Below are 20,977 nucleotides of genomic sequence, written 5' to 3'. Positions count from 1 at the left end.
CAATCAAGCAATCAGTGCACGAACAGGGCGATCAGGATGATGATCGGGATTGGCACGCCGAGGAAAAACAGCAGTAATGAGCGCATGGTGATGCTCCTTGTTTAACGGACTGGAGTGGTCGTGGTGTAGGTGTCGACTTCTACGTACTCGACGGCATCACGACGACGACCGCCGTAAGTAGCCGCGAGGCTGGCGAAGAACGCACCGGCCAACAGCGAGATGAACATCCACAGCGAGGTCCAGGCAGCGACTTTCGCAGCGGTGTCGGCGGCTTGTTGAGCTTTGACTTTGGCGTCGGCGAGGGCTTTCTGAGTGCGCGCATAAATCTCGTCAACGCGGCGTTCGGCATCGGCCTGAGTCAGGTTGGTCCGTTGCGCGACCAGTTGTGCGAGGTAAGTACGGTCTTCAGCACTCAACTGACCGTTGGCCAGGCTTTGCGCGAAGATCCGTGCCACAGCGCCATGGGCTGCGTCATCGCTGACAGAGGCCGGACGGTCATCGCGGAACAGGCTGTCGATGTAGTAGCCGTACTGGTTGCTGTCGGTGTTGGCCGCAGCAGAACCGGCTGCTTGAGTCATGGCGCTGGCAGCACCGCCAGCCACACTGGCACCGGCCTGCACACCACCACTGATCACGCTGCTGACCGAACCGACCACCAGCACTGCAGTGACCAATGTAGCCACGCACCAGGCCAGGAAGCCGTGCGCGGTGTCGCGGAAATACACTTCGTCACCGTGCATGTTCGCCCACTTCACCCGCAGGCGACCGGCGATGTAGCCACCCATGCCGGAAGCGATGATTTGCGTCGCCGCCAGCCAGACTATCGTGGAAATGCCCAGGCCCTTGGCGCTGACGCCCTCTCCGGCCCACGGTGAAACGGCAGAGAAACCCAAACCGAAACCGAGCAACACCAAAATCATCGACAGTGCAGCGGCAGCCGCGGCACCGGCGAAGATCGCGCCCCAGGACACGCCCGAAACGCTGCTCGACTCTTCAACGGCAGGATAAAACCCATCAGAGGATCTATTCATTGTTGTTCTGCTCCAGGCATGAAAAATGGTGTTACAACTCGTCAGCAGAGGAATTGCAGTGACCGTGCCAGTCGCGAAAAATAAATAAACCCTTAAGTTTCAATTAGTTATAAAGAATGAACTTCCCAAGACCATGCAAATTGCAACAAGGGCCGAATAACAGCGGGTTTTATGCATTGGCACAAATGCCAGCTATTTGCGTTTGTAGCTCTTGTTACCGCTTGGGGTCAGGCAATACACCCCGCCGCGTGGGCCAGTGCAGAAGGAACCGGTGCCGCAGGCGCAGCCATCATCACTTTGCAGGAAGTTTTGCGGACGGGCCTGCTGGCGCTCGCCAAACATCGCCGCGCAGCTTTTCTTCGAGCCGCTGATAGAACCGTCATTGCACAGGAACAGGTCGCCATCGCAGCGGGCAATCCCGCCCTTCTTCCCGGAACACGGGGTATTGGCCGTCCATGCCGAAGCGCTGAACAGCACCAGCAACAGACCGGTGATTGGCATCCAGCCACGGCGAATGGAAATACGCACGGGACAACTCCTGTAGAGAACTATGGCCAGATGATATCAATGTTCCGGCAAATTAATTCCCAGAGCGCGTAAATGACAGCTACAACATGAAAGTTAATTTAAAGCGTCAGCGGAATTTCTTGGCAAAATGCTGCCATTCCGTTTGAACCGATCAGCAGGCCTGCCTATGACTCGTATCTTGACCATCGAAGACGACGCCGTGACCGCTCGGGAAATCGTCGCCGAACTGAGCAGCCACGGGCTGGAAGTCGACTGGGTCGACAATGGCCGCGAAGGCCTCGACCGCGCCGTTACCGGCAACTACGACCTGATCACCCTCGACCGCATGCTGCCCGAACTCGATGGCCTGGCCATCGTCACCACGCTGCGTACCATGGGCGTGGCCACGCCGATCCTGATGATCAGCGCCCTCTCCGATGTCGACGAACGCGTACGCGGCTTGCGCGCCGGCGGCGATGATTACCTGACCAAACCGTTCGCCACCGATGAAATGGCCGCGCGGGTGGAAGTGTTGCTGCGTCGGCAGAACAGCGGTGCCACTCAGGCAACGACGTTGCAGGTGGCCGACCTCGAACTTGATTTGATCAGCCATGAAGCGCGCCGCGCCGAACAAGTGCTGACGCTGCTGCCGACCGAATACAAGCTGCTCGAATTCCTCATGCGCAACAGTGGCCAGATCCTTTCGCGGATGATGATTTTCGAAGAGGTCTGGGGCTATCACTTCGACCCCGGCACTAACCTGATCGACGTGCACATCGGCCGTCTGCGCAAGAAGATCGACGCCGCCGGCCATGTGCCGCTGATCCGCACGGTACGGGGCTCGGGTTATGTCATTGCCGAACCCGTCTGACGGCTGGCGCTCCTCCAGCAGCCGATTGCTGGCGCTGTACAGTTCGCTGTTCGTGGCCTGGAGCGCGATCCTCATGGGGGTCATGTATTACGAGGTCTCCGGCTACCTCGACAACCTCGCCAAACACTCGTTGATGCAACGTCAGCACCTGTTTTCGCACTTTCGCGGCGAACAACTCGAAGACGCCCTCGCCGCCAGCATGACCTTCGACATTCGCGGCATCGACGCTTATGGCCTGTTCGATGCGCAAGGCGTCTACCTTGGCGGCGCACTCCAGCAGATCCCCGAAGGCCTGCCGCTGGACGGCAAGATCCACATGCTCGCCGACTGCGCCGACTCCGATGACCCGACCCTGCCCAATGACAGCTGCGATGCGGTGGCCACGCAAACCCGCGATGGGCGCTGGCTGGTATTGCTGCGCGACAACGGCTCGCTGTTCGCCGTCACGCGGATCATTTTGCATGCGTTGTTCTGGGGCGTGTCGCTGACGATTCTGCCGGGCATTGCCGGTTGGCATTTACTGCGGCGTCGGCCGTTGCGGCGCATCCGGGCGATTCAGGACAGCGCCCAGGCAATTGTGGCCGGCGACCTGACGCATCGCCTGCCCCTGTCCAATCGCCGCGATGAACTGGACATGCTCGCGGCCATCGTCAACGCGATGCTGGAGCGTATCGAGCGCTTGATGAATGAAGTCAAAGGCGTCTGCGACAACATCGCCCATGATCTGCGCACGCCACTGACGCGCCTGCGCGCGCAGTTGTATCGCATGCAGCAGCAGGCTGGCGAAGGTTCGCAGGAAGCGGCGCAACTGGATCTGGTGCTCGCCGAAGCGGACACGCTGATGGCGCGGTTTCGCGGGTTGTTGCGGATTTCCGAGCTTGAGGATCGCCAGCGCCGTTCAGGTTTTGTCGAGCTCGATCCAGTGCAATTGCTGGAAGAACTGCACGAGTTTTACCTGCCGCTGGCCGAAGAAGGCGAGTTGCGTTTCGAGCTGAACATGCCGGAAACATTGCCGCCGCTGAATGGCGATCGGGCGTTGCTGTTCGAGGCCTTGGCCAATCTGCTGAGTAACTCGATCAAGTTCACACCACCGGGCGGCACAGTGATGCTGCGTGGGGTGAACGCGGGTGGGCAGACGCGGATTGAGGTGCACGATTCCGGACCGGGAATTCCCGAGGCTGAGCGCGAGGCGGTGTTCCAGCGCTTCTATCGCGCCGAGGGTGGGCAGCCGCAGGGTGGCTTTGGCCTCGGACTGTCGATTGTGGCGGCGATTGTCAGCTTGCATGGCTTCAGTCTTGAAGTCGGCAGCAGTGATCTGGGCGGGGCGAAACTGGTGCTCGATTGCCGGCAGAGCCTGATCGAGAATTCCTGATTCCCACTCTGAAACGCAACCCCTGTAGGGGTGAGCCTGCTCGCGATAGCGGTGTGTCAGTCAACTACTCATTGAATGACAAAACGCCATCGCGAGCAGGCTCACTCCTACATTGGATTGTGGTGTTGATCAGGCTGGGTAATTGGCTCGGAGTGCCTCGAGGCCACCTTGGTAGATGCCGCTGAACAACGCCACCACTTCCTCATCACTCACGCCTTTGGCGTTGAAACGCCCCGACCACGTCACGCGTGCGCCCTGTCCCTGGGCTTCGACCTTGATCGTCGCCAGGTAATCAGTCGCCGGGAACGGTGCCTGTTCAATCGAATAGCTGTAAGTCTTCGCGGCGTTGTCGAACGCTTGCAGTCGCTCGATCACCACAGCGCCGTCAGCGGTCTGCAAGGTGCGCACACGGCCACCGTCGCTCAGTTCACTGTTGGGAATAAAGGGCAGCCAATCGGGCAGCGTGTTGAAGCCGCCGATCAATTGCCAGACCTGATCGGCCGAGGCCGGAATGTCGATGGTTGCGGATGCTGTTGGCATAGATAAACGTCTCTCTCGGGAATTCAGATAGTCAGGCTGTCGACCACGCCGCCATCGACACGCAAAGCGGCGCCGGTGGTGGCCGAGGACAGCGGCGAAGCAATGTAGGTCACCAGATGCGCGACCTCCTCAACATCCGCTACGCGCTGGATGATCGAAGTTGGACGGGCCTTGAGCACAAAAGCGTCGGCTTCATCGCGCAAGTTGCGCCCTGATTCGGCGGCGGCATCCTTGAGCATGTCTTGCAGGCCGTCGGTGAAGGTCGGCCCCGGCAGGATCGCATTGACCGTCACCCCGGTACCAGCCAGACGTTTGGCCAGACCGTGGGACACCGCCAGATTGGCGCTTTTGGTCACGCCGTAGTTGATCATGTCCGCTGGCGTTGCCACACCGGATTCCGAGGACAGGAAGATCACCCGGCCCCAGCCCTGCTCGACCATCGCCGGCACGTAGTGCCGCGCCAGGCGCACGCCGGAAATCACGTTGACCTCATAGAAACGCGTCCACTCGCTGTCCGGCGCTTCGAAGAAATCCACGGCGTCGAAGATGCCGAGATTGTTCACCAGAATGTCCGCACGCGGTTCAGCGGCGAACAGCTTCTGCGCGCCCTCCGCGGTGCCCAGATCGGCAGCCAGACCACGCAATTGCGCGCCCGGCACCTTCTCGCGAATGCTCGCCAGCGCCTGCTCGACCTTGGCGGTGTCGCGACCAATCACCACCACCGTGGCGCCGGATTCGGCCAGCGACTGGCTGATGCCCAGACCGATGCCAGCGGTGCTGCCGCTGACGATGGCCAGTTTTCCACTCAGATCAATCTTCATGCTTTCACCTCATCGATTGGCAATGGTGCACGTTCGGAAACCAGTTGGGCGTCGCGCATCGCCTGCCAGAAACCGGCAGGAATGCTGGCCGACAATGCCGCGACATCTTCGGCAATGCGTTGCGGTTTGCTTGCGCCGGGAATCACCGCCGCAACAGCGGGATTGGCCAGCGAGAACTGTAGCGCAGCGGCTTTGATATCGACGTTGTAAGCGGCGGCGATGCGTTTGATCTGCTCGACCTTGGCGATGACTTCAGGGCTGGCCTGCTGGTATTCGAAGTGCGAGCCACCGGCCAGGATGCCCGAGCTGTAAGGGCCACCGACAACGATTTCAACGTTTTGCGCCAGCGCTGCATCCATCAGGCGTTGCAACGGGCGTTCATGGTCGAGCAGCGTGTAGCGACCGGCCAGCAGGAAACCATCCGGCTGCGCCTCAGTGAGGTCGAGGGTCAGCTCGCACGGCTCGACTTTGTTCACGCCCAGGCCCCAGCCTTTGATCACGCCTTCTTCGCGCAAGCGGGTGAGGACTCTGAACGCGCCGGTGCGGGCCTGATTGAAGTATTCCAGCCATTGATCGCCGTAAAAATCCTGAGCGATGTCGTGCACCCAGACGATGTCGAGGCGATCGGTTTGCAGACGCTTGAGGCTGTCTTCGATCGAACGCATAGTCGCGTCGGCGCTGTAATCGTTGACGATTTTGTTCGGGCGACCGTGTTCGAACACCCCGCTCTTCTCGCCGAGATCGCGGGCGGCGGCGTCTTCGACTTCATCGAGAATCACCCGGCCAACCTTGCTGCTGAGCACATAGTCGTCGCGCTTGTATTGCTTCAACGCTTCACCGAGGCGGATCTCCGACAGACCGGAGCCGTAAAAAGGCGCGGTATCGAAGTAACGCACGCCGGCATCCCACGCGGCATGCACGGTGGCCTGCGCTTCTTCTTCGGGGATGGCGCGGAACATGTTGCCCAGTGGTGCGGTGCCGAAGCCCAGCTGGCCGGGCAGTTTGTCTTTCAAGCTCATGGGTTTTTCCTCGATAGGTTCTGGGTGTGTGTGACCGTTGAGCAGATCCTAGATTGCGACACCGAGACCGTCCAAGACATAATACGCAGCACTTGAGTCCCTATAGGTCTGACATGATCGATATCCGCCAATTGCGCTACTTCGTTGTAGTCGCCGAGGAAGAACACGTCGGCCGCGCCGCCGAACGGCTGCATATTTCCCAGTCGCCACTGAGCCGGCAGATCGCCCAGCTCGAAGAACGGCTGGGCCTGACGCTGTTCGAGCGCAGCCAGCAACGCATTCGCCTGACCCGCGACGGCCAGACTTTTCTTGCCGAAACCCGCGCCCTGCTGACCCACGCCAATCGCCTGGAATCCCTCGGCAAGCGCCTCGGTCGCGGCGAAGAAGGTGGCCTGTGCATCGGCTATATCGAGAACGCCATGCATGCCGGCGTCCTGCCCAACGCCTTGCGCGTGCTGCGCGCAGATCGTCCCAACGTGCACGTCGCGCTATACAACCTCAGTTCCGCCGAGCAATTGGAAGGCCTGCGACAGCGTAGCCTCGATATCGCCTTGGTGAGTGAGCCGCCGACCGATGACGATCCGGATCTGCTGGGTTTTCAGGTGCTCGATGACCCGATGCTGCTGGCGTTACCGGAACAGCATCCGCTGGCGCAGCGAGCTGCGTTGAACCCGGAGGATCTGGCCAATCAGGAATGGATCGGCGTGCAGCCGCGTCAGGACGCCAACGATGAGTTCGTCAGCGCCTGCATCCGTGCGGGATTCACCCCGGATGTGCGCATGCAGGCGACCGAACCGTTTACCGCGTTGGGTCTGGTGGCGTCGGGGCTGGGGATTGCGATGATCCAGAAAGGCCTGAGCCATAACGCACCGCCGGGCGTAGTGCTGCGGGAGCTGCCGTGGCTGACCTTGACCACGCCATTGTGGGCGGCGTGGCACCGGATCAACTTGCGGCCATTGGTCGAGACCTTCCGCAAAGTCCTGACTGACGGAGAGATAGCCGCTGACTGAGAGGGCCGCTTCGCGAGCAGGCTCGCTCCCACAGGGATCTGCGTCATACAGAAAGTGCGAGATCACTTCTGAACCTGTGGGAGCGAGCTTGCTCGCGAAGGGACCGGCACATCCAACATCGATTTTGACTGAGCCAACGCTTTCGCGAGCAGGCTCGCTCCCACAGGTTTTGCGGTGGATCTACACTCATCAGATCAGCATCCAGCCGTGAGTTGACCATGAGAATGTCCGCACAAATGACCGTCGTCGCGGTACTCGCCACCCTCGCCTACCTCGGCCTGGCGGTGTGGGGCATTGGCGGCGTGGCGATGTTCTTTTCCCACGGTTCGCTGGTGATCGTCGCACTGGCGACGGTGGCCATGGTGATCGCTTCGCTGTTCAGCGAGGTCAACCTCAGTTCCGGCGAGCGTGAAGACCGCGCCAATCGCTGGGTGATTCCGGCGTTTGGCGTAATTGGTCTGGTCAGTGGTTTTCTGCCGGCCTATTGCGACCGGGTGAATTTCTGGACGGTGGGCGGTGAAGGCGTGCGCTGGCTCGGCGCATTGCTGTTTATCGTCGGCGGCGTGCTGCGGTTGTGGCCGGTGTTTGTGCTGGGGCGACGTTTCAGCGGACTGGTGGCGATTCAACCGGGGCATCGATTGGTGACCGATGGCATTTACCAACGGCTGCGCAATCCGAGTTATCTGGGGCTGGTGGTCAATGCCGTGGGCTGGGCATTGGCGTTTCGTTCGGTGGTCGGGTTGATGCTGGCGGCGCTGACGTTGATTCCGCTGATTGCCCGGATTCATTCGGAAGAAGCGCTGCTGCGGGCGCAGTTTGGCGCGGAGTATGACGCTTACTGTGCGCGGAGTTGGCGGTTGGTGCCCGGCGTTTATTGATTTGCGAACACAGTCCCCTGTAGGAGTGAGCCTGCTCGCGATAGCGGTGTGTCAGTCAAATCTGTGTGTCTGACACACCGCTATCGCGAGCAGGCTCACTCCTACAAGGGATTGTGTTGTGTCAGTTTTTTTGCAGGTGGAGTTGACCGTCGCTATCGATCTTGACGCTGACCGCAGCATAACTGGCCAACGTCGCATGGGCCGTTTCCAGCGGATGCTGATGCGTCGTGGTGATGATCATCAGCGGCGCAGCGGCGGCTTCAGCAGCCTGAATACCGACCGTGGCGTCTTCGAAAATCAGGCAATCACGCGCGTCCAGGCCAAGACGTTGGGCCGCCAGTAAATAGCCGGCCGGGTCGGGCTTACCCGCCTTCACATCTTCAGCCGTGATCATCACCGCTGGCGTTGGAATCCCCGCCGCCGCCATGCGCCGCAACGCCAGATCCCGTGGCGCCGACGTCACCATCGCCCAGCGATCTTTGGGCAGGCTATTGAGAAATTTCGCCGCGCCGGGTATCTCGACAATGCCTTCAACGTCTTCGATTTCCGCCTCGGTGATTACCGCCGCTTGCGCCTCGGCATCCACCCCCGGCAGGTTCAGCCGGGTGATGGTGTCGATCGCGCGCACGCCATGAATGGTCGGCAAAAGCGTTTCCACATCGACGCCATGGCGCACGGCCCAGGCTGCCCAGATCCGCTCGGCGGCGGCAATGGAATTGAGGACGGTGCCGTCCATGTCGAACAGAAACGCGCCGAACGCGCGATCGAAGACGTTAAAGTGAGCAGACAAAAGATCGCATCCTTTGACAAGACTGGGCGGATTGGCCGGGCAATGTAGCATTTTTGCCCGGCGATTCGCCCCGGCATCTCAGTGCAGGCGCGGAGCCTTGGACTTGAACGCGCTATCCACGCAGTCGAGTAACTGGCCGATGGCCCACGGCTTCTTGATGAACGCCACCGGGTGCTTGACCCCCGATGTCTCCGGGGTTTCATAGCCGGACATGACCATGACCGGCTTGTCCGGCCAGCGTTCGCCGACCAGGTTGGCCAACCCGGCGCCATTGATTTCGCCGGGCATGGTGATGTCGGTCAGCAGCAAGGCCACTTCCGGCGCGTGCTCTTCCAGATACAGCTTGGCGTCATCCGCGCTGGTACGTGGCTCGACTTTGAAACCTTCCTCCTGAAGAATTTCGCAGAGAAACTCCAGAATCAACGGATCATCCTCAACCACCAGAATCAATCCGTCAGGAAGGTGCGCGCTCGCCGTAGGTGTTGGGCACATGGAACTGCACTCCCTGAATTGCATTAACGATTTAGCGGCTTGAATCCGCTGCTTAACTGGTATGAGCAGCGGGCTCTGCAGAAATTCATTTTTGATACAGGTCTTTTGCGAAAGGCCGTTTTTGCCCGTCGCCGGCAATCGTTCGTGACGGCGTATTTGTGGTTAAAATGCCGGCCCTTTTGCTTGCCGATCCTGACCGATGAACCCTGAAGCCCTCGCCACCCTCCATGCCCATCTGCTGCCGGCCCTCGCGGCTGCACCGAGCGAAACCCGTCGCCTGTTCCACGGGCGCGGACGCTGCTGGGCCGGGCTGGAGCAGTTGACGGTGGACTGGCTGCAAGGCGTGGTGCTGGTGTCGCTGTTCAAGGAGCCGGCGCCTGAGCAACTGGACAATCTCAAGGCGTTGCTCCTGGAGCTCACGGGGTCCGCCGAATGGAAACAGTCTGGCGCACACACCTTGCTGATCCAGCATCGCTATTTGCCGCAGAGCACCGCCGAATGGCTGCTGGGTGAAGAGATCGACGAAATGAGCATTGTCGAGGGCGGCTTGCAGTATCGCGTCGATCTGGGCCGCAAGCAGAACGCCGGGCTGTTTCTCGACATGCGTTACGGGCGTAACTGGGTGCGCGAACAGGCCAGCGGCAAACGCGTGCTCAACCTGTTTGCCTACACCTGCGGTTTTTCCGTGGCAGCCATCGAGGGTGGCGCCAGCCATGTGGTCAATCTGGACATGTCCCGCGCCGCGCTGAGCCGTGGCCGCGACAATCATCGCTTGAACGGCCACGACCTGAGCAAAGTCAGTTTCCTCGGCCACGACCTGTTCAAGTCCTGGGGCAAGGTGATCAACAGCGGCCCTTATGATCTGGTAATCATCGATCCGCCGTCTTTCCAGAAAGGCAGTTTCCTGCTGACCAAGGATTACCAACGCGTGCTGCGCCGCCTGCCGGAATTGCTCACCGCCAACGGCACCGTGCTGGCGTGCATGAACGACCCGGCATTCGGTTCGGACTTTTTGATTAATGGCGTGACCCAGGAAGCGCCGAGTCTGCGCTTTGTAGAACGGCTGGAGAATCCGCCGGAGTTCCCCGACATCGACCCTGAAAGCGGACTCAAGGCATTGGTCTTCCAGCGCACGATCTGACACCCCGAAGATCCCTTGTAGGAGTGAGCCTGCTCGCGATAGCGGTCTATCAGTCAAATAGGTGATATCTGACACATCGCTATCGCGAGCAGGCTCACTCCTACAAGGGGATTGTGGTGAATCAGGGAGTTGGTGGGCGCAGCACCAGCGCAAACAACTCTCCATGCCCGGTGACATTGAGCTTGTGATAAAGATTGCGCCGATGCACCTTGACCGTCTCCGGCGAGATGCCCATCTGCTGGGCCATTGCCTTGCTGGAGAAGCCCTGCAAAATCAGCCGCGCCGTATCGACCTCGCGCACCGTCAGCCGCGCGTCGAAGCGGTCGAGCAACGTCGCCAGATCCCCGACCAGCGTTTCCGCCACCGCGCCCTGCGGCGGCAGCAACTGCACATGCCGACGCATTGCCGCCAACACCCAGTCACGCACGCACAGCAGTCGACCCTGCTCGGCCATGCCGAACGGCGTCGAACGGCCCAATGACAAGCCGAGCACGCCGCCCTCGACGTTGATCATGAACTGCAACTCGTCCTCGCCCACCACCGAACGAAAATAGCTCTGGTAGTACTCGCTGTGCAGAAATTGGTCCGGGGCCACCGAGGCGAGGCTGTGCAAGCCGTCGGCAATGCCGGTCGATGCGGCCTGGTAAAACGGATCGAGCAGGTACATGCCGGCACTGTAACTGGCCAGTTCTTCCTGCTCGTCGGCGCGGCCCTTGCTGTCGAAGTCGATCAGCAATTGCGGCGCCTGCCCGGCTTTCATCAACGCCACCAGCGCGTTGTCCAGCGGCACCAGCAGCCGCAACGTGTCCACCAGCGCACGCCAGAAACCGTCCTGACCGACTCCGGCAAATACCCGCGCCAGGCTTTGATGCACTGGCAACTCCTGCAGCAACGCGTCCACGCACTACCCCTTTTGAGTAACCCATGATGGGAATGGGTCAGGCGTGACCGGCCCGATAGGCTGAGCACTCCTGTTCATCACCGGCCTGCACAGGCCAGGAGTGCCGCATCATGCGTCGTCACCGAGGCTGTATCAACCTCAGCATTCAACTGGGCCTGCTGGCGGGTATTGGCGCCGGCTCAATGGCCATGGCCGCCGACGCGCCGAGCGTGCACGTCTACAACTGGTACGACTACATCGGCCCGAACACTCTGCACGATTTCCAGCGCGACAGCGGTATCCAACCGGTCTACGACACCTTCGACAGTGCCGAAGTCCTCGAAGGCAAACTGATGACCAGCCGCAGCGGCTACGACGTGGTGGTGGCAAGCAACTTCAGCCTGCCGACGCTGATCAAGGCCGGCGCCCTGGCCCCGCTGCCACGCGAGCAACTGCCGGGCTGGAAGAATCTTGATGCCGATTTGTTGGCAAAACTGGCCAACAACGATCCCGGCAATCAGTACGCGGTGCCGTACCTATGGGGCACCAACGGCATCGGTTACAACGTCGACAAAGTGCGCGCGGCGCTCGGCGACAAGGCGCCGGTGGATTCGTGGGATCTGGTGTTCAACGAAGACAACCTTGCCAAACTCGGCCAGTGCGGCGTGGCGATGCTCGATTCGCCATCGGAGATGCTGCCGGTCGCCCTGCATTATCTGGGGCTGCCACCCAACAGCACCGATCCTGAAGACTATAAAAAGGCCGAAGCGTTGCTGCTGAAACTGCGCCCGCACATTGCCTACTTCAACTCGTCGAAATTCATCAGCGACCTGTCCAACGGCAACATTTGCGTGGCAGTCGGTTGGTCGGGGGCGATGCTGGAAGCCAAGACCAATGCCGAGCAAGCCAACAACGGCGTGAAGATCGCCTACAGCCTGCCCAAGGAAGGCGCGCCGGTGTGGTTCGACACGTTGGTGCTGCTCAAGGACGCGCCGAATCGGCCCCAAGGGCTGGCGTTTATCGATTATCTGCTGCGGCCCGAAGTGATCGCGCCGGTCAGTGATCATCTGTCGTATCCGAATGGCAACCGAGCGGCGACAGCGCTGGTGGCCGCCGCCACGCGGGACAACCCGGCGGTTTATCCATCGGCCACGGCGATGGCCACGCTGTACACCCTTGAACCCCTGCCCAAAGCCACCGAACGGGTGCGCACGCGGGTGTGGAGCAAGGTCAAGAACGGCCAGTAACCCCAACACATTCCCCCTGTAGGAGTGAGCCTGCTCGCGATAGCGGTGGGTCAGGCACAGATGTATTGAAAGTGCCGACGCTATCGCGAGCAGGCTCACTCCTACAGGGGACGGCGAACAACTCAGAGAGAGACAACAATCGATGAAACCTCGTGCCCGTGACCTCAACATCCGCATTGGCCAACTGCATCCCGGCCCGCTCAACGCCATCACTGATGTACCCGGCGTACGCGTCGGCCACAGCAATGTGCGCGGCCGCAGCAGCGCCGGACGGGATATCTGCACCGGCGTGACGCTGATCGAACCGCGTCCGGGTTCGACCAATCAGCAACCGTGTTTTGCCGGCGTGCATGTGCTCAACGGCAATGGTGACGCCACCGGGCTTGAATGGATTCGCGAGGCGGGTCTGCTGACCAGCCCGATTGCCTTCACCAACACCCACAGCCTCGGTGTGGTGCGCGATGCCTTGGTTGCACTGGATCGCCAGCAGCAACCCGACGACGGCCGTCTCTACTGGAACATGCCAGTGGTGCTGGAGACCTTTGACGGCCTGCTCAACGATATCAACGGTTTTCACGTGCAGCCCACGCATGTGGCTGAAGCCCTGAAAAACGCGGTCGACGGCCCAGTGGTGGAAGGCGCCGTCGGCGGTGGCAGCGGCATGATCTGCCATGAATTCAAGGGTGGCATCGGTACGTCGTCGCGGCGTTTGAGCAGTGCCCAGGGCGGCTGGACCGTCGGCGCGATCGTGCAGGCCAACCACGGCATTCGCAGCGAACTGCGGGTCGATGGCTACCCGGTCGGGCGCTATATGGAACAGAAAGATTCGCCGTTCTTGCGCGCCTCATTGCCGCATCCGGGCATGGGCTCGATCGTCGTCTGCCTGGCGACCGATGCGCCGCTGTTGCCCCACCAGTGCACACGCCTGGCACAGCGCGCGAGCCTCGGTCTGGCGCGCACCGGCGGCGGCAATGAGGATCACAGCGGCGACATCTTTATCGCCTTCGCCACGGGTAATGATCACGTACCGCCCGCCGCCTACGAAGGCAAAGGCGCACCGACCTGCGACGGCTTGCGCATGGTCAATAACGACCATATCAGCGAGCTGTTTCTGGCCGCGACCGAGGCGGTTGAAGAAGCGATCATCAATGCCTTGCTGGCCAGTGACAGCACCGAAGGTAACGGTCATTCGGTGCCGGGACTGGATGCCGAAACCCTGCTCGCGGCCCTCGAAAAATCAGGCTGGCCTGGCGCCCGCTGACCCCGCAAAAACACTGTAGGAGCTGCCGAAGGCTGCGATCTTTTGATCTTGTCTTTTAAAAGCAAAATCAAAAGATCGCAGCCTTCGGCAGCTCCTACAGGGAGTCTGTGAACATTCATGAAAGAGGCCAGCGTCTAGTTGCCCGGGCGACTGGCGGTACTTGAGCCGTCACTTGCGCACTCCTACGATGGAATCACGCAGTGGCTCCGCTCTTCGAGCGCTGCGTAGGCACGGGTGTTCTGAACCCCAATCAAGCCCATGCCTTGCTTCATGCGCATCTTGAGCCTCGAGGGCTCTACTTCCTCCCCATCAAAGAGCTTTGAGGCTCTTTTTTTGTCTGCGTAAATCAGCCGTCCAACAGCGAATCGGCGCGGATCGAGCGCCACGCCGCTTGTGCCAGCAACTCGCGATAGTCCGCCGGACTGCCCTTCACCCGCCCTGCCAACCAGGCACGGCAGTAACTGTCGGCCTGACCGATGATCAACGACGGCAACAGTTCAGCGGGCAAGGCCTTGAGTTCGGCAGCGCGCCCCGATTCGGCCAGCCAGTCGCGCAGACGCACATTGCGGGTCTTGTTACGCTCGGCCAGTTCGTCTTTGAACGGCCCTTTGGTCACCGCAAACCTCGCGTGGTACTGGAAGCGCGCCCACTGCGGTTGACGTTCGACCCAATCGACGTAGCTGAACACCAGCGCCTGCACACCTTCCTCGGTGGTTTTCGCTGCCTCCAGATAGGCATCGCGCAGGCGCGCCTGATCCTCCAGCGCGGTGAAAAACAACGCGGCGACCAAGCCCTCCTTGTTGCCGAAATGGTGATAGATCGCCCCGACACTGGTGTCGCACTCGGCGCGAATCATCTCGATGGTGGTGGCTTCAATCCCCTGTTCGTTGAACAGGTTCAGCGCCTTGCGAAAGATGTCACGCTTGAGTTCGGCGCGGCGGCCGGGGTAGCTGCGTTCAAGTAGATCTGCGGTGTCCATGCGGCTCACTGCCTGAAAATCGGGATTGAAAGGCACACGTCGTGCCCATGAAAAAAACACGCACAGGTTGACAGATTTCCCGCAGACCGAATACCGTTCCGTTACAGAATATTATTCTGTAACGGAACATAGTTCTGCAAATTCACTTTTCGCGAGGCGTTTCCATGAGTCAGTTTCTCAGCATGTTCAACAGCGCAGGTCCGCAAGCGTTTAGCCAGATGGCCTGCCAGGTCGCGCCGTACTTCAGCACCATCAACCCGCTGGTGACCGAGTTGCGCGCCAATGCGGCGACGGTGCAAGTGCCGTTCCGTCGAGAGATCACCAATCACCTCGGTACCGTGCATGCCATTGCCATGTGCAACGCGGCGGAACTCGCCGCCGGGATGATGACCGATGTGTCGATCCCGGCCGGCGCACGCTGGATCCCCAAAGGCATGACCGTGGAATATCTGGCCAAGGCAAAAACCGATGTGACGGCGGTGGCCAGTGGTGAAGGCGTGGATTGGCAGAGCGAAGGCGACAAGATCGTCACCGTGGATATTCGCGACACCGAGGGCAAGCACGTGTTCACGGCGCGGATCACCATGAACGTCAAACTCGGCTGAATGACGCGCACAAAAAAGCCCTTGCTGCGCCATTCACAGCAAGGGCTTTTTCAGCGATGTGGGGTCAGTGCACGGTCAGGCGTTGCCGGACAAATTCTTCGGTATGGCGGGTGGTCTGGTCGAGGTGTCGATCGCGCTGTTTCTCGGCATCGAGCATCGCCCGTTTGCCATTTTTCTGCAGCAGGTAAGTGTGGATCTGCTGCACCTCCAGCGAACGGTAAATCGGCGTGGTGTCGATAAACCCGCGCAAGCCATTGCTGCGGTAATACCGGGTGCTCATCAACACCTGGGTTTCACGCTGGCCAATCACCTCAAAGCCCAACGCTTCGAAGTACGGGACTTTGCCGATCGTGCAGGCCAGCTCCGCATGGGGATAACGCCCGACCATCTCACCGATCATCGCCCGCGCCACACCCTGGCGCCGATGCCCTTCGCGCACCGCCATGTAGGCCACGCTGCAGGCTTCCCAGTCGCCCTGCACCGGCAGGTACAACAGAAAACCGATCACTTGCTCCGGATCATCCTCGTCGGTGGCCACCAGCAACTCCACGTCGATACCCTTCTCGCCATTCAACGCTTCGAGATACAGATGCACCTCATAGCCAACTGCGTACTGATAGACGTTGTACAGCAGGTTGCTCGGGCCGAGGCCGACCGCGCTGATGTCGGTCAGGTAGTCGACGACCATCTGCAGGATCTGGCTGTTGACGGCCTCGGGGCATGGGGATTTGTAGTGGGTGATGCGTGGCATGACGAACTCCGACGGTAAAAAGCGTTGCCGACCGCCGCAGCGGTCGACGAGCCGCGCCATCATACCGTGACGCGCCCACTCGACGTCTAAAGTTCCTGTTCCGAGCGCCGATGTAACGGACTCCTACACATGTCACCACCAGGGATCGGCCATGTACTACCCACGCGAAGCTGCCAAGGATCACCTCTACAACCGTATCGTCATGCTGACCGTTGCTTGCTGCGTGGTTTTGCTGCTCGCTGCAATGGCGCACAAGTCGGGCATGCTTTATGGGGCGCTGAGTTTCAACGGTGTGGAAACCCGCGGCAGCGTCACGGCACTGGAAAAGATTCCAATGAACGCTAATGGCAAGGTCATTCACTATCAATACACCGATGCCCAAGGCCAGACCCATGAAGGGCAACACGCCGACGAACGCTACGTCGAGCATACCCAATATGAAGTCGATGGCCCGATCACCCTGCTGGTGTCGCCGTGGATGCCGGATAAAAGCTGTATCACCAGCCAGTTGCAGAGTTACCGCACGAGCTTCTACATCATGACCGGCGGTGTGTTGCTCGCACTGCTGTTTCTGCTGATCTCGGGCAGGACGTTCTGGCAGATTCAGGCAATGAAAGAACAGGACCGGTTTTATTGAGTCCAGCCTCACAGGCAACAACCATCACGCGCGCCGGGCGTCTTGCTGCGGCGCCATCCTGACGTTCTCGCATCGCCCTCCCTGAAAAAAATTTCATCCGCCTCAGACGGGATCTTTCGCAAATCAGGCATCCAATTCTGCAGCTGCGTTCACTTTTCGACGCAGGCCTTGAGGAGTTGTCATGAGCGTTTTGCGTTCCCTGTCCAAATGGCGAAAAACCCTGCTGCTGGTGCCGTTGACGCTGGCGGCGCTGAGCAGCGCCACGGTGTTTGCGCAACCGGTGGTGATCGTTCAGCAAGCTCCACCGCCGATGCGCATGGAAGTGATGCCCGGCGCACGTCCCGGTTATGTCTGGGATCAAGGTCATTGGCGCTGGCAAGGACGCGGTTACGTGTGGATACCCGGCCACTGGCAACCGGTGAGGTACGGCGCGCGCTGGAAACCCGGGCACTGGCAGGCACGCGGACCAAACTGGTTCTGGGTCGAGGGGCATTGGGTGCGATGAATGCGCGACAGCCTGACCATCACTTCTTGCGAGAACACCACCATGTCGAAGACCGTTAAAGCACTGCTGGCCGCCACGCTGGTGGCCGTCACGTTGTCCGGTTGCGTCGTCGAGCCGGCCCGTCCGCATCGGCCTCCGCCGCTGGTCGAAGTCGTTCCGGTGATGCCGGCGCCGGGTTATCACTGGGTTGCCGGGCACTATCGCTGGGGCGGCAACCAATGGCGCTGGGTACCGGGGCACTGGCGGGCCTATTGATTGCAACGACGGGCGTCACTGCTGTGGCGCCACCACTTTGAATTTGATGGCGATGTCCTGGGACACCACGGTGTCCGCCCACTCGCCCGCGCCGAGGCCGAACTCGTCACGCTTGAGCACCAGTTCACCGTCGAAAATGCCGATGGCACTGTCCGGTTTCAATTCCACCGGTACCTGCACTTCGCGGGTAATGCCTTTGAGGGTGAGCTGGCCATAGATCAAGTAAAGATATTTGTTTTTTGGATCTTGGGTAAAACGCTTGGATTCGAACACCGCCACGGGGAATTTTTCAGTGTCGAACCACGCCGGTTTCACCAGTTCGGTGTTGGCGTCTTCGCTGCCGGCATCAATGCTGGTGAGGTCGATATGCAACGAGGTGTGGGCGTCGGCGAGGTTGTCGGTGTCGAAGTCCAGCGTCGCCTCGAACTTGCCGAAGGTGCCGTACATCCGCGAGCCCATCTGGTTGTAGGTAAAGCTGATCTGACTCGCGCTGGTGTTAACCCGGGTGTATTCGACAGCCTGCGCGGTACAGACGACGCACAGCGAACACGCGGCAACCAGCAGCAATCGGATCGACATGGGATTCTCCGGGCGGGGCTGGCCGTCGAGGGCCTCGATTGACTTAAGCAAACATCCGGGCGTTGCGCCAGCGCCTACACCAGCCGCTCGATTTTCTGATGCTGCCAGACCAGTTTGTAATACAGGGTCTGCAACACCAGCATGCCCAGATACGCCACCGGAAACGCCATCCACACGCCCTGCAAGCCGTATTGCCCGTCCAGCCAGTACGCCGCCGGCAATTGCACACCGACCACGCAAATGATCGCAATTGCCACCGGCACCAACACCGTGCCGCTGGCGCGCATGATCCCGCCGATGATTGCCTGGAAGCCGAACACCAGCAGGCTCCACAACATGATGTGCAGCAGATGCTCAGCCATCGCCCGGGTCGAGTCCTCGGTCAGGAACAGCCCCAGCAGCCAGTGCGACAACAGGTAGCCGAGCACAATCAAACCGCCGGTCAGGCACACGTTGATCAACAGCCCGGTGCGCAGGATCGGCCCCATGCGCTCCAGCCGCCCGGCGCCGATGGCCTGCGCACCGAGAATCGACGCGGTGATCGCAATCGACAACGCCGGGAACTGCACGTAGTTGACGATCTGCGTCACCGCGCCATACGCCGCCGTTGCTTGCGAGCCGTGCTGATTGACCAGCGCCAGGATCACCAGCTCCGACAGCGACAGCACAATCATCTGCACGCCGGTCGGCAGGCCGATGCGCAAGACCTTGCCGAGAATTGCCCCGTCAAGGCGCAGCGCGGTGAAGAACTCCCGATCCGGCGCCAACGGGTGCCCTTTGCGAATCAGGCGCCACGCCAGCCATACCATCGCCGCCAGGTTACCGGCCAGCCCGGCGTACGCCGCACTCTGAATACCCAATTGCGGCAAGCCGAACCAGCCGCGAATCAGCGCCGGGGTCAGCGCCAGCCCGACACAGGTCGAGACCATCAGCGCCAGCAATGGCGATAGCGTATCGCTGACCCCGCGCAACAGCTGGGTGAACAACACAAACACCAGCAGCGACGGCAAGATCCACATCATCACATGGGCATACGCCACCGCATCGTCGAGCACATCCGCCGGCGTCCCCAGGCCCGCCAGCGCCTGCCGCGCGAACACGCTGCCCAACACCGCCGCCACCAGACCGATCAACACCCCGAGCAACAGCGTTGCCCCGGCAATCGCCTTGACCATGTGCGGCTCACGCGCGCCCCACGCCTGACCGATCAACACTCCGGCGCCAGCGCCGAGGCCGATCACCAATGCGATAAAGAAGAACACGATGGGAAACATCCCCGACACCGCCGCCAACGCCTGGGTGCCGAGCATCTGGCCGATGTAGATGCTGTTGACCGTGCCCGACATCGATTGCAGAAAGTTCGACAGCACCATCGGCGCAAGGAACAGCAGGTAGGTGTGCCAGAGTGGGCGTTGGGCGACGGCTTGCATTGAATAGAGGTCCATCTCGACGGCGGGAGGGCTGATGGAGGATAGCTTCGGTGAGTTGCACGCGGGGCGCAATTAACATTTCAAATCGGTGTTTATGACCGGTGGCCGCGCCTGTGTAACGGAAACGGTTCTGTAGGTGCAAGCTCCGAGCTGTGGTAAACAATTGCCCACTTTCACTTCTCTCATTGAGGCTCTGTTCATGCCGCGCTTTGCCCATCTGCTGACCGCCACCCTCCTCGCCGTGCTCACCACCAGCGCTCACGCCGCCGCGCCCGGCGAAACCTTGAAGCCGTTGCTGGAAACACTCAACGAACGCCTGAACATCGGCGACCTCGTCGCGCTGACCAAATGGGACAGCGGCAAGCCGATCCAGGACAGCCCGCGTGAAGCGCAGGTGATCGCCAATGCCCGCACGCTGGCCACCGAGCGCCAGCTCGACGCGGAAGACGTGGCGCAACTGATCGCCGCGCAAATGGAGGCGAACAAACTGGTGCAGTACGGTTTGCTCGCACAGTGGCAAGCGGCGGGTGCCGCGCCGGACACCCCGCGCCCCGACCTGGGTAAACAGATTCGCCCGCGTCTGGATGAGCTGCAAACCCGCCTGCTGCAGCAATACGCCGCCTTCGCGCCGTATCGCCATGACGCGAATTGCCCGGCGTGGCTGGCCAAGGCGCGCAGTGGCCTGACCCACGACGCGCTGCATGAACTGGCCCTGACACGGGCGACCGGTGAGTTGTGTGTGCGGGCGGCGAACTCGCGCTGAGAAACGGCCAGATCAAAAGATCGCAGCCTGCGGCAGCTCCTACAGGGGGATCGTCGAACCATCATTGCGGTCGATGTCTACCATCACGGCAATGAAGTTCTCATAAAAAATCCACGGCGTAACATCGGCTCCAGACAAACAACTATCTCTTGGAGCACACGATCATGAAACGCCAGACCCTTCTCAGCATCGCTTTCTCGGTTTTCGCCATTAACGCTTTTGCCGCCACCCCGGCACATACCCAAGTCGCTGAAGGCGGCTCGGACAAGTTGATTGAAAGTCGTGTTGCTGAGGGCGGTTCCGATCGTCTGCTCGAACGCCGCGTTGCCGAAGGAGGTTCCGATCGTCTGCTCGAACGCCGCGTTGCCGAGGGCGGTTCTGATCGTCTGATTGAACGCCGCGTTGCCGAGGGCGGTTCCGATCGCCTGCTTGAACGCCGCGTTGCCGAGGGCGGTTCTGATCGTCTGATTGAACGCCGCGTTGCCGAGGGTGGCTCCGATCGTCTGATCGAACGTCGTGTTGCCGAAGGTGGTTCTGATCGTCTGATCGAACGTCGTGTTGCCGAAGGTGGTTCTGATCGTCTGATCGAACGCCGCGTCGCATGATTCAACAG

General features: G+C 60.6%; 25 protein-coding genes. 13 read left to right on the top strand and 12 right to left on the bottom strand.

Going from position 1 to position 20,977, the window contains the following annotated elements; all coding sequences use genetic code 11:
* Positions 1-101 precede the first annotated feature (101 nt).
* Both H8F23_RS26160 and H8F23_RS26155 read right to left on the bottom strand, forming a co-directional pair.
* Positions 102-1,031 (bottom strand): hypothetical protein, encoded by a 930-nt coding sequence (locus tag H8F23_RS26160; RefSeq protein ID WP_093441079.1) that lies wholly within the window; start codon positions 1,029-1,031, stop codon positions 102-104.
* Between the two features lie 192 nt (positions 1,032-1,223).
* Positions 1,224-1,532, bottom strand: coding sequence for a YdcA family protein (locus H8F23_RS26155; protein ID WP_194936327.1), 309 nt, complete (start codon positions 1,530-1,532; stop codon positions 1,224-1,226).
* A gap of 193 nt (positions 1,533-1,725) precedes the next feature.
* Between H8F23_RS26155 and H8F23_RS26150 the strand changes: the two genes are divergently transcribed.
* Both H8F23_RS26150 and H8F23_RS26145 read left to right on the top strand, forming a co-directional pair.
* A complete protein-coding gene (locus tag H8F23_RS26150; RefSeq protein WP_194936304.1) occupies positions 1,726-2,409 on the top strand; it encodes a response regulator transcription factor in 684 nt (227 codons plus the stop codon).
* The gene (locus H8F23_RS26145; RefSeq protein WP_194936303.1) at positions 2,387-3,781 is read left to right on the top strand and encodes a sensor histidine kinase; all 1,395 of its coding nucleotides are present in this window, start codon (positions 2,387-2,389) and stop codon (positions 3,779-3,781) included. Before H8F23_RS26150 ends, H8F23_RS26145 begins: the two co-directional genes overlap by 23 nt.
* Positions 3,782-3,910: 129 nt before the next feature.
* On the opposite strand, the gene H8F23_RS26140 is transcribed toward H8F23_RS26145, so the two are convergent.
* From H8F23_RS26140 to H8F23_RS26130, 3 genes are read right to left on the bottom strand one after another with little or no spacing between them, the layout of a single operon-like run.
* A complete protein-coding gene (locus H8F23_RS26140; protein WP_110719423.1) occupies positions 3,911-4,321 on the bottom strand; it encodes an SRPBCC family protein in 411 nt (136 codons plus the stop codon).
* Positions 4,322-4,344: 23 nt separating this feature from the next.
* Entirely contained in the window at positions 4,345-5,142 is a 798-nt protein-coding gene (locus H8F23_RS26135; RefSeq protein WP_160058567.1) for an SDR family NAD(P)-dependent oxidoreductase, read from the bottom strand.
* Complete coding sequence (locus H8F23_RS26130; protein WP_194936302.1) at positions 5,139-6,161, bottom strand: aldo/keto reductase; 1,023 nt, start codon at positions 6,159-6,161, stop codon at positions 5,139-5,141. The genes H8F23_RS26135 and H8F23_RS26130 overlap by 4 nt, the downstream gene beginning before the upstream one ends.
* Before the next feature lie 113 nt (positions 6,162-6,274).
* Between H8F23_RS26130 and H8F23_RS26125 the strand changes: the two genes are divergently transcribed.
* Entirely contained in the window at positions 6,275-7,171 is an 897-nt protein-coding gene (locus tag H8F23_RS26125) for a LysR substrate-binding domain-containing protein (RefSeq protein ID WP_194936301.1), read from the top strand.
* A gap of 218 nt (positions 7,172-7,389) precedes the next feature.
* Complete coding sequence (locus H8F23_RS26120) at positions 7,390-8,049, top strand: methyltransferase family protein (protein WP_194936300.1); 660 nt, start codon at positions 7,390-7,392, stop codon at positions 8,047-8,049.
* 121 nt (positions 8,050-8,170) lie between these two features.
* Here the strand turns inward: H8F23_RS26120 and H8F23_RS26115 are convergent, their stop codons facing one another.
* Both H8F23_RS26115 and H8F23_RS26110 read right to left on the bottom strand, forming a co-directional pair.
* Entirely contained in the window at positions 8,171-8,839 is a 669-nt protein-coding gene (locus tag H8F23_RS26115) for an HAD-IA family hydrolase (RefSeq protein WP_194936299.1), read from the bottom strand.
* A gap of 78 nt (positions 8,840-8,917) precedes the next feature.
* Complete coding sequence (locus H8F23_RS26110; protein ID WP_093441112.1) at positions 8,918-9,331, bottom strand: response regulator; 414 nt, start codon at positions 9,329-9,331, stop codon at positions 8,918-8,920.
* A 199-nt stretch (positions 9,332-9,530) separates the two neighbouring features.
* Between H8F23_RS26110 and H8F23_RS26105 the strand changes: the two genes are divergently transcribed.
* A complete protein-coding gene (locus H8F23_RS26105; RefSeq protein ID WP_194936298.1) occupies positions 9,531-10,472 on the top strand; it encodes a class I SAM-dependent methyltransferase in 942 nt (313 codons plus the stop codon).
* Between the two features lie 121 nt (positions 10,473-10,593).
* Here H8F23_RS26105 and H8F23_RS26100 read toward each other — a convergent pair whose 3' ends face one another.
* Entirely contained in the window at positions 10,594-11,373 is a 780-nt protein-coding gene (locus H8F23_RS26100; RefSeq protein WP_194936297.1) for a helix-turn-helix transcriptional regulator, read from the bottom strand.
* Between the two features lie 110 nt (positions 11,374-11,483).
* On the opposite strand from H8F23_RS26100, the gene H8F23_RS26095 reads away from it, so the two are divergent.
* On the top strand, positions 11,484-12,599 hold the full coding sequence (locus tag H8F23_RS26095) for an extracellular solute-binding protein (RefSeq protein WP_194936296.1): 1,116 nt from the start codon (positions 11,484-11,486) through the stop codon (positions 12,597-12,599).
* A gap of 142 nt (positions 12,600-12,741) precedes the next feature.
* Complete coding sequence (locus H8F23_RS26090; protein ID WP_194936295.1) at positions 12,742-13,860, top strand: DmpA family aminopeptidase; 1,119 nt, start codon at positions 12,742-12,744, stop codon at positions 13,858-13,860.
* A 346-nt stretch (positions 13,861-14,206) separates the two neighbouring features.
* Here H8F23_RS26090 and H8F23_RS26085 read toward each other — a convergent pair whose 3' ends face one another.
* Entirely contained in the window at positions 14,207-14,839 is a 633-nt protein-coding gene (locus tag H8F23_RS26085; RefSeq protein WP_194936294.1) for a TetR/AcrR family transcriptional regulator, read from the bottom strand.
* A 164-nt stretch (positions 14,840-15,003) separates the two neighbouring features.
* On the opposite strand from H8F23_RS26085, the gene H8F23_RS26080 reads away from it, so the two are divergent.
* The gene (locus tag H8F23_RS26080; RefSeq protein WP_034156174.1) at positions 15,004-15,444 is read left to right on the top strand and encodes a hotdog fold domain-containing protein; all 441 of its coding nucleotides are present in this window, start codon (positions 15,004-15,006) and stop codon (positions 15,442-15,444) included.
* Positions 15,445-15,508: 64 nt separating this feature from the next.
* On the opposite strand, the gene H8F23_RS26075 is transcribed toward H8F23_RS26080, so the two are convergent.
* Complete coding sequence (locus H8F23_RS26075; RefSeq protein WP_194936293.1) at positions 15,509-16,195, bottom strand: GNAT family N-acetyltransferase; 687 nt, start codon at positions 16,193-16,195, stop codon at positions 15,509-15,511.
* Between the two features lie 151 nt (positions 16,196-16,346).
* On the opposite strand from H8F23_RS26075, the gene H8F23_RS26070 reads away from it, so the two are divergent.
* The 3 genes from H8F23_RS26070 (at position 16,347) to H8F23_RS26060 (ending at position 17,592) form a co-directional block, all read left to right on the top strand.
* On the top strand, positions 16,347-16,832 hold the full coding sequence (locus H8F23_RS26070) for a DUF3592 domain-containing protein (RefSeq protein WP_194936292.1): 486 nt from the start codon (positions 16,347-16,349) through the stop codon (positions 16,830-16,832).
* Between the two features lie 181 nt (positions 16,833-17,013).
* The gene (locus H8F23_RS26065; RefSeq protein WP_194936291.1) at positions 17,014-17,337 is read left to right on the top strand and encodes a YXWGXW repeat-containing protein; all 324 of its coding nucleotides are present in this window, start codon (positions 17,014-17,016) and stop codon (positions 17,335-17,337) included.
* A gap of 42 nt (positions 17,338-17,379) precedes the next feature.
* On the top strand, positions 17,380-17,592 hold the full coding sequence (locus H8F23_RS26060) for a YXWGXW repeat-containing protein (RefSeq protein WP_007908149.1): 213 nt from the start codon (positions 17,380-17,382) through the stop codon (positions 17,590-17,592).
* A 15-nt stretch (positions 17,593-17,607) separates the two neighbouring features.
* Here the strand turns inward: H8F23_RS26060 and H8F23_RS26055 are convergent, their stop codons facing one another.
* Complete coding sequence (locus tag H8F23_RS26055; RefSeq protein WP_194936290.1) at positions 17,608-18,171, bottom strand: YceI family protein; 564 nt, start codon at positions 18,169-18,171, stop codon at positions 17,608-17,610.
* A gap of 74 nt (positions 18,172-18,245) precedes the next feature.
* Positions 18,246-19,601 carry an MATE family efflux transporter gene (locus tag H8F23_RS26050; RefSeq protein ID WP_194936289.1) on the bottom strand — a complete coding sequence of 452 codons (1,356 nt, stop codon included), beginning with the start codon at positions 19,599-19,601 and terminating at the stop codon, positions 18,246-18,248.
* 199 nt (positions 19,602-19,800) lie between these two features.
* On the opposite strand from H8F23_RS26050, the gene H8F23_RS26045 reads away from it, so the two are divergent.
* Complete coding sequence (locus H8F23_RS26045; protein ID WP_194936288.1) at positions 19,801-20,364, top strand: chorismate mutase; 564 nt, start codon at positions 19,801-19,803, stop codon at positions 20,362-20,364.
* A 164-nt stretch (positions 20,365-20,528) separates the two neighbouring features.
* A complete protein-coding gene (locus H8F23_RS26040; RefSeq protein ID WP_194936287.1) occupies positions 20,529-20,969 on the top strand; it encodes a phage infection protein in 441 nt (146 codons plus the stop codon).
* Positions 20,970-20,977 lie beyond the last annotated feature (8 nt).

The sequence above is a fragment of the Pseudomonas neuropathica genome (genome assembly GCF_015461835.1).
Classification (GTDB): Bacteria; Pseudomonadota; Gammaproteobacteria; order Pseudomonadales; family Pseudomonadaceae; genus Aquipseudomonas; species Aquipseudomonas neuropathica.
Note: the sequence above shows the minus strand (reverse complement) of the source record. Positions and strands in the feature narration are given on the sequence as shown.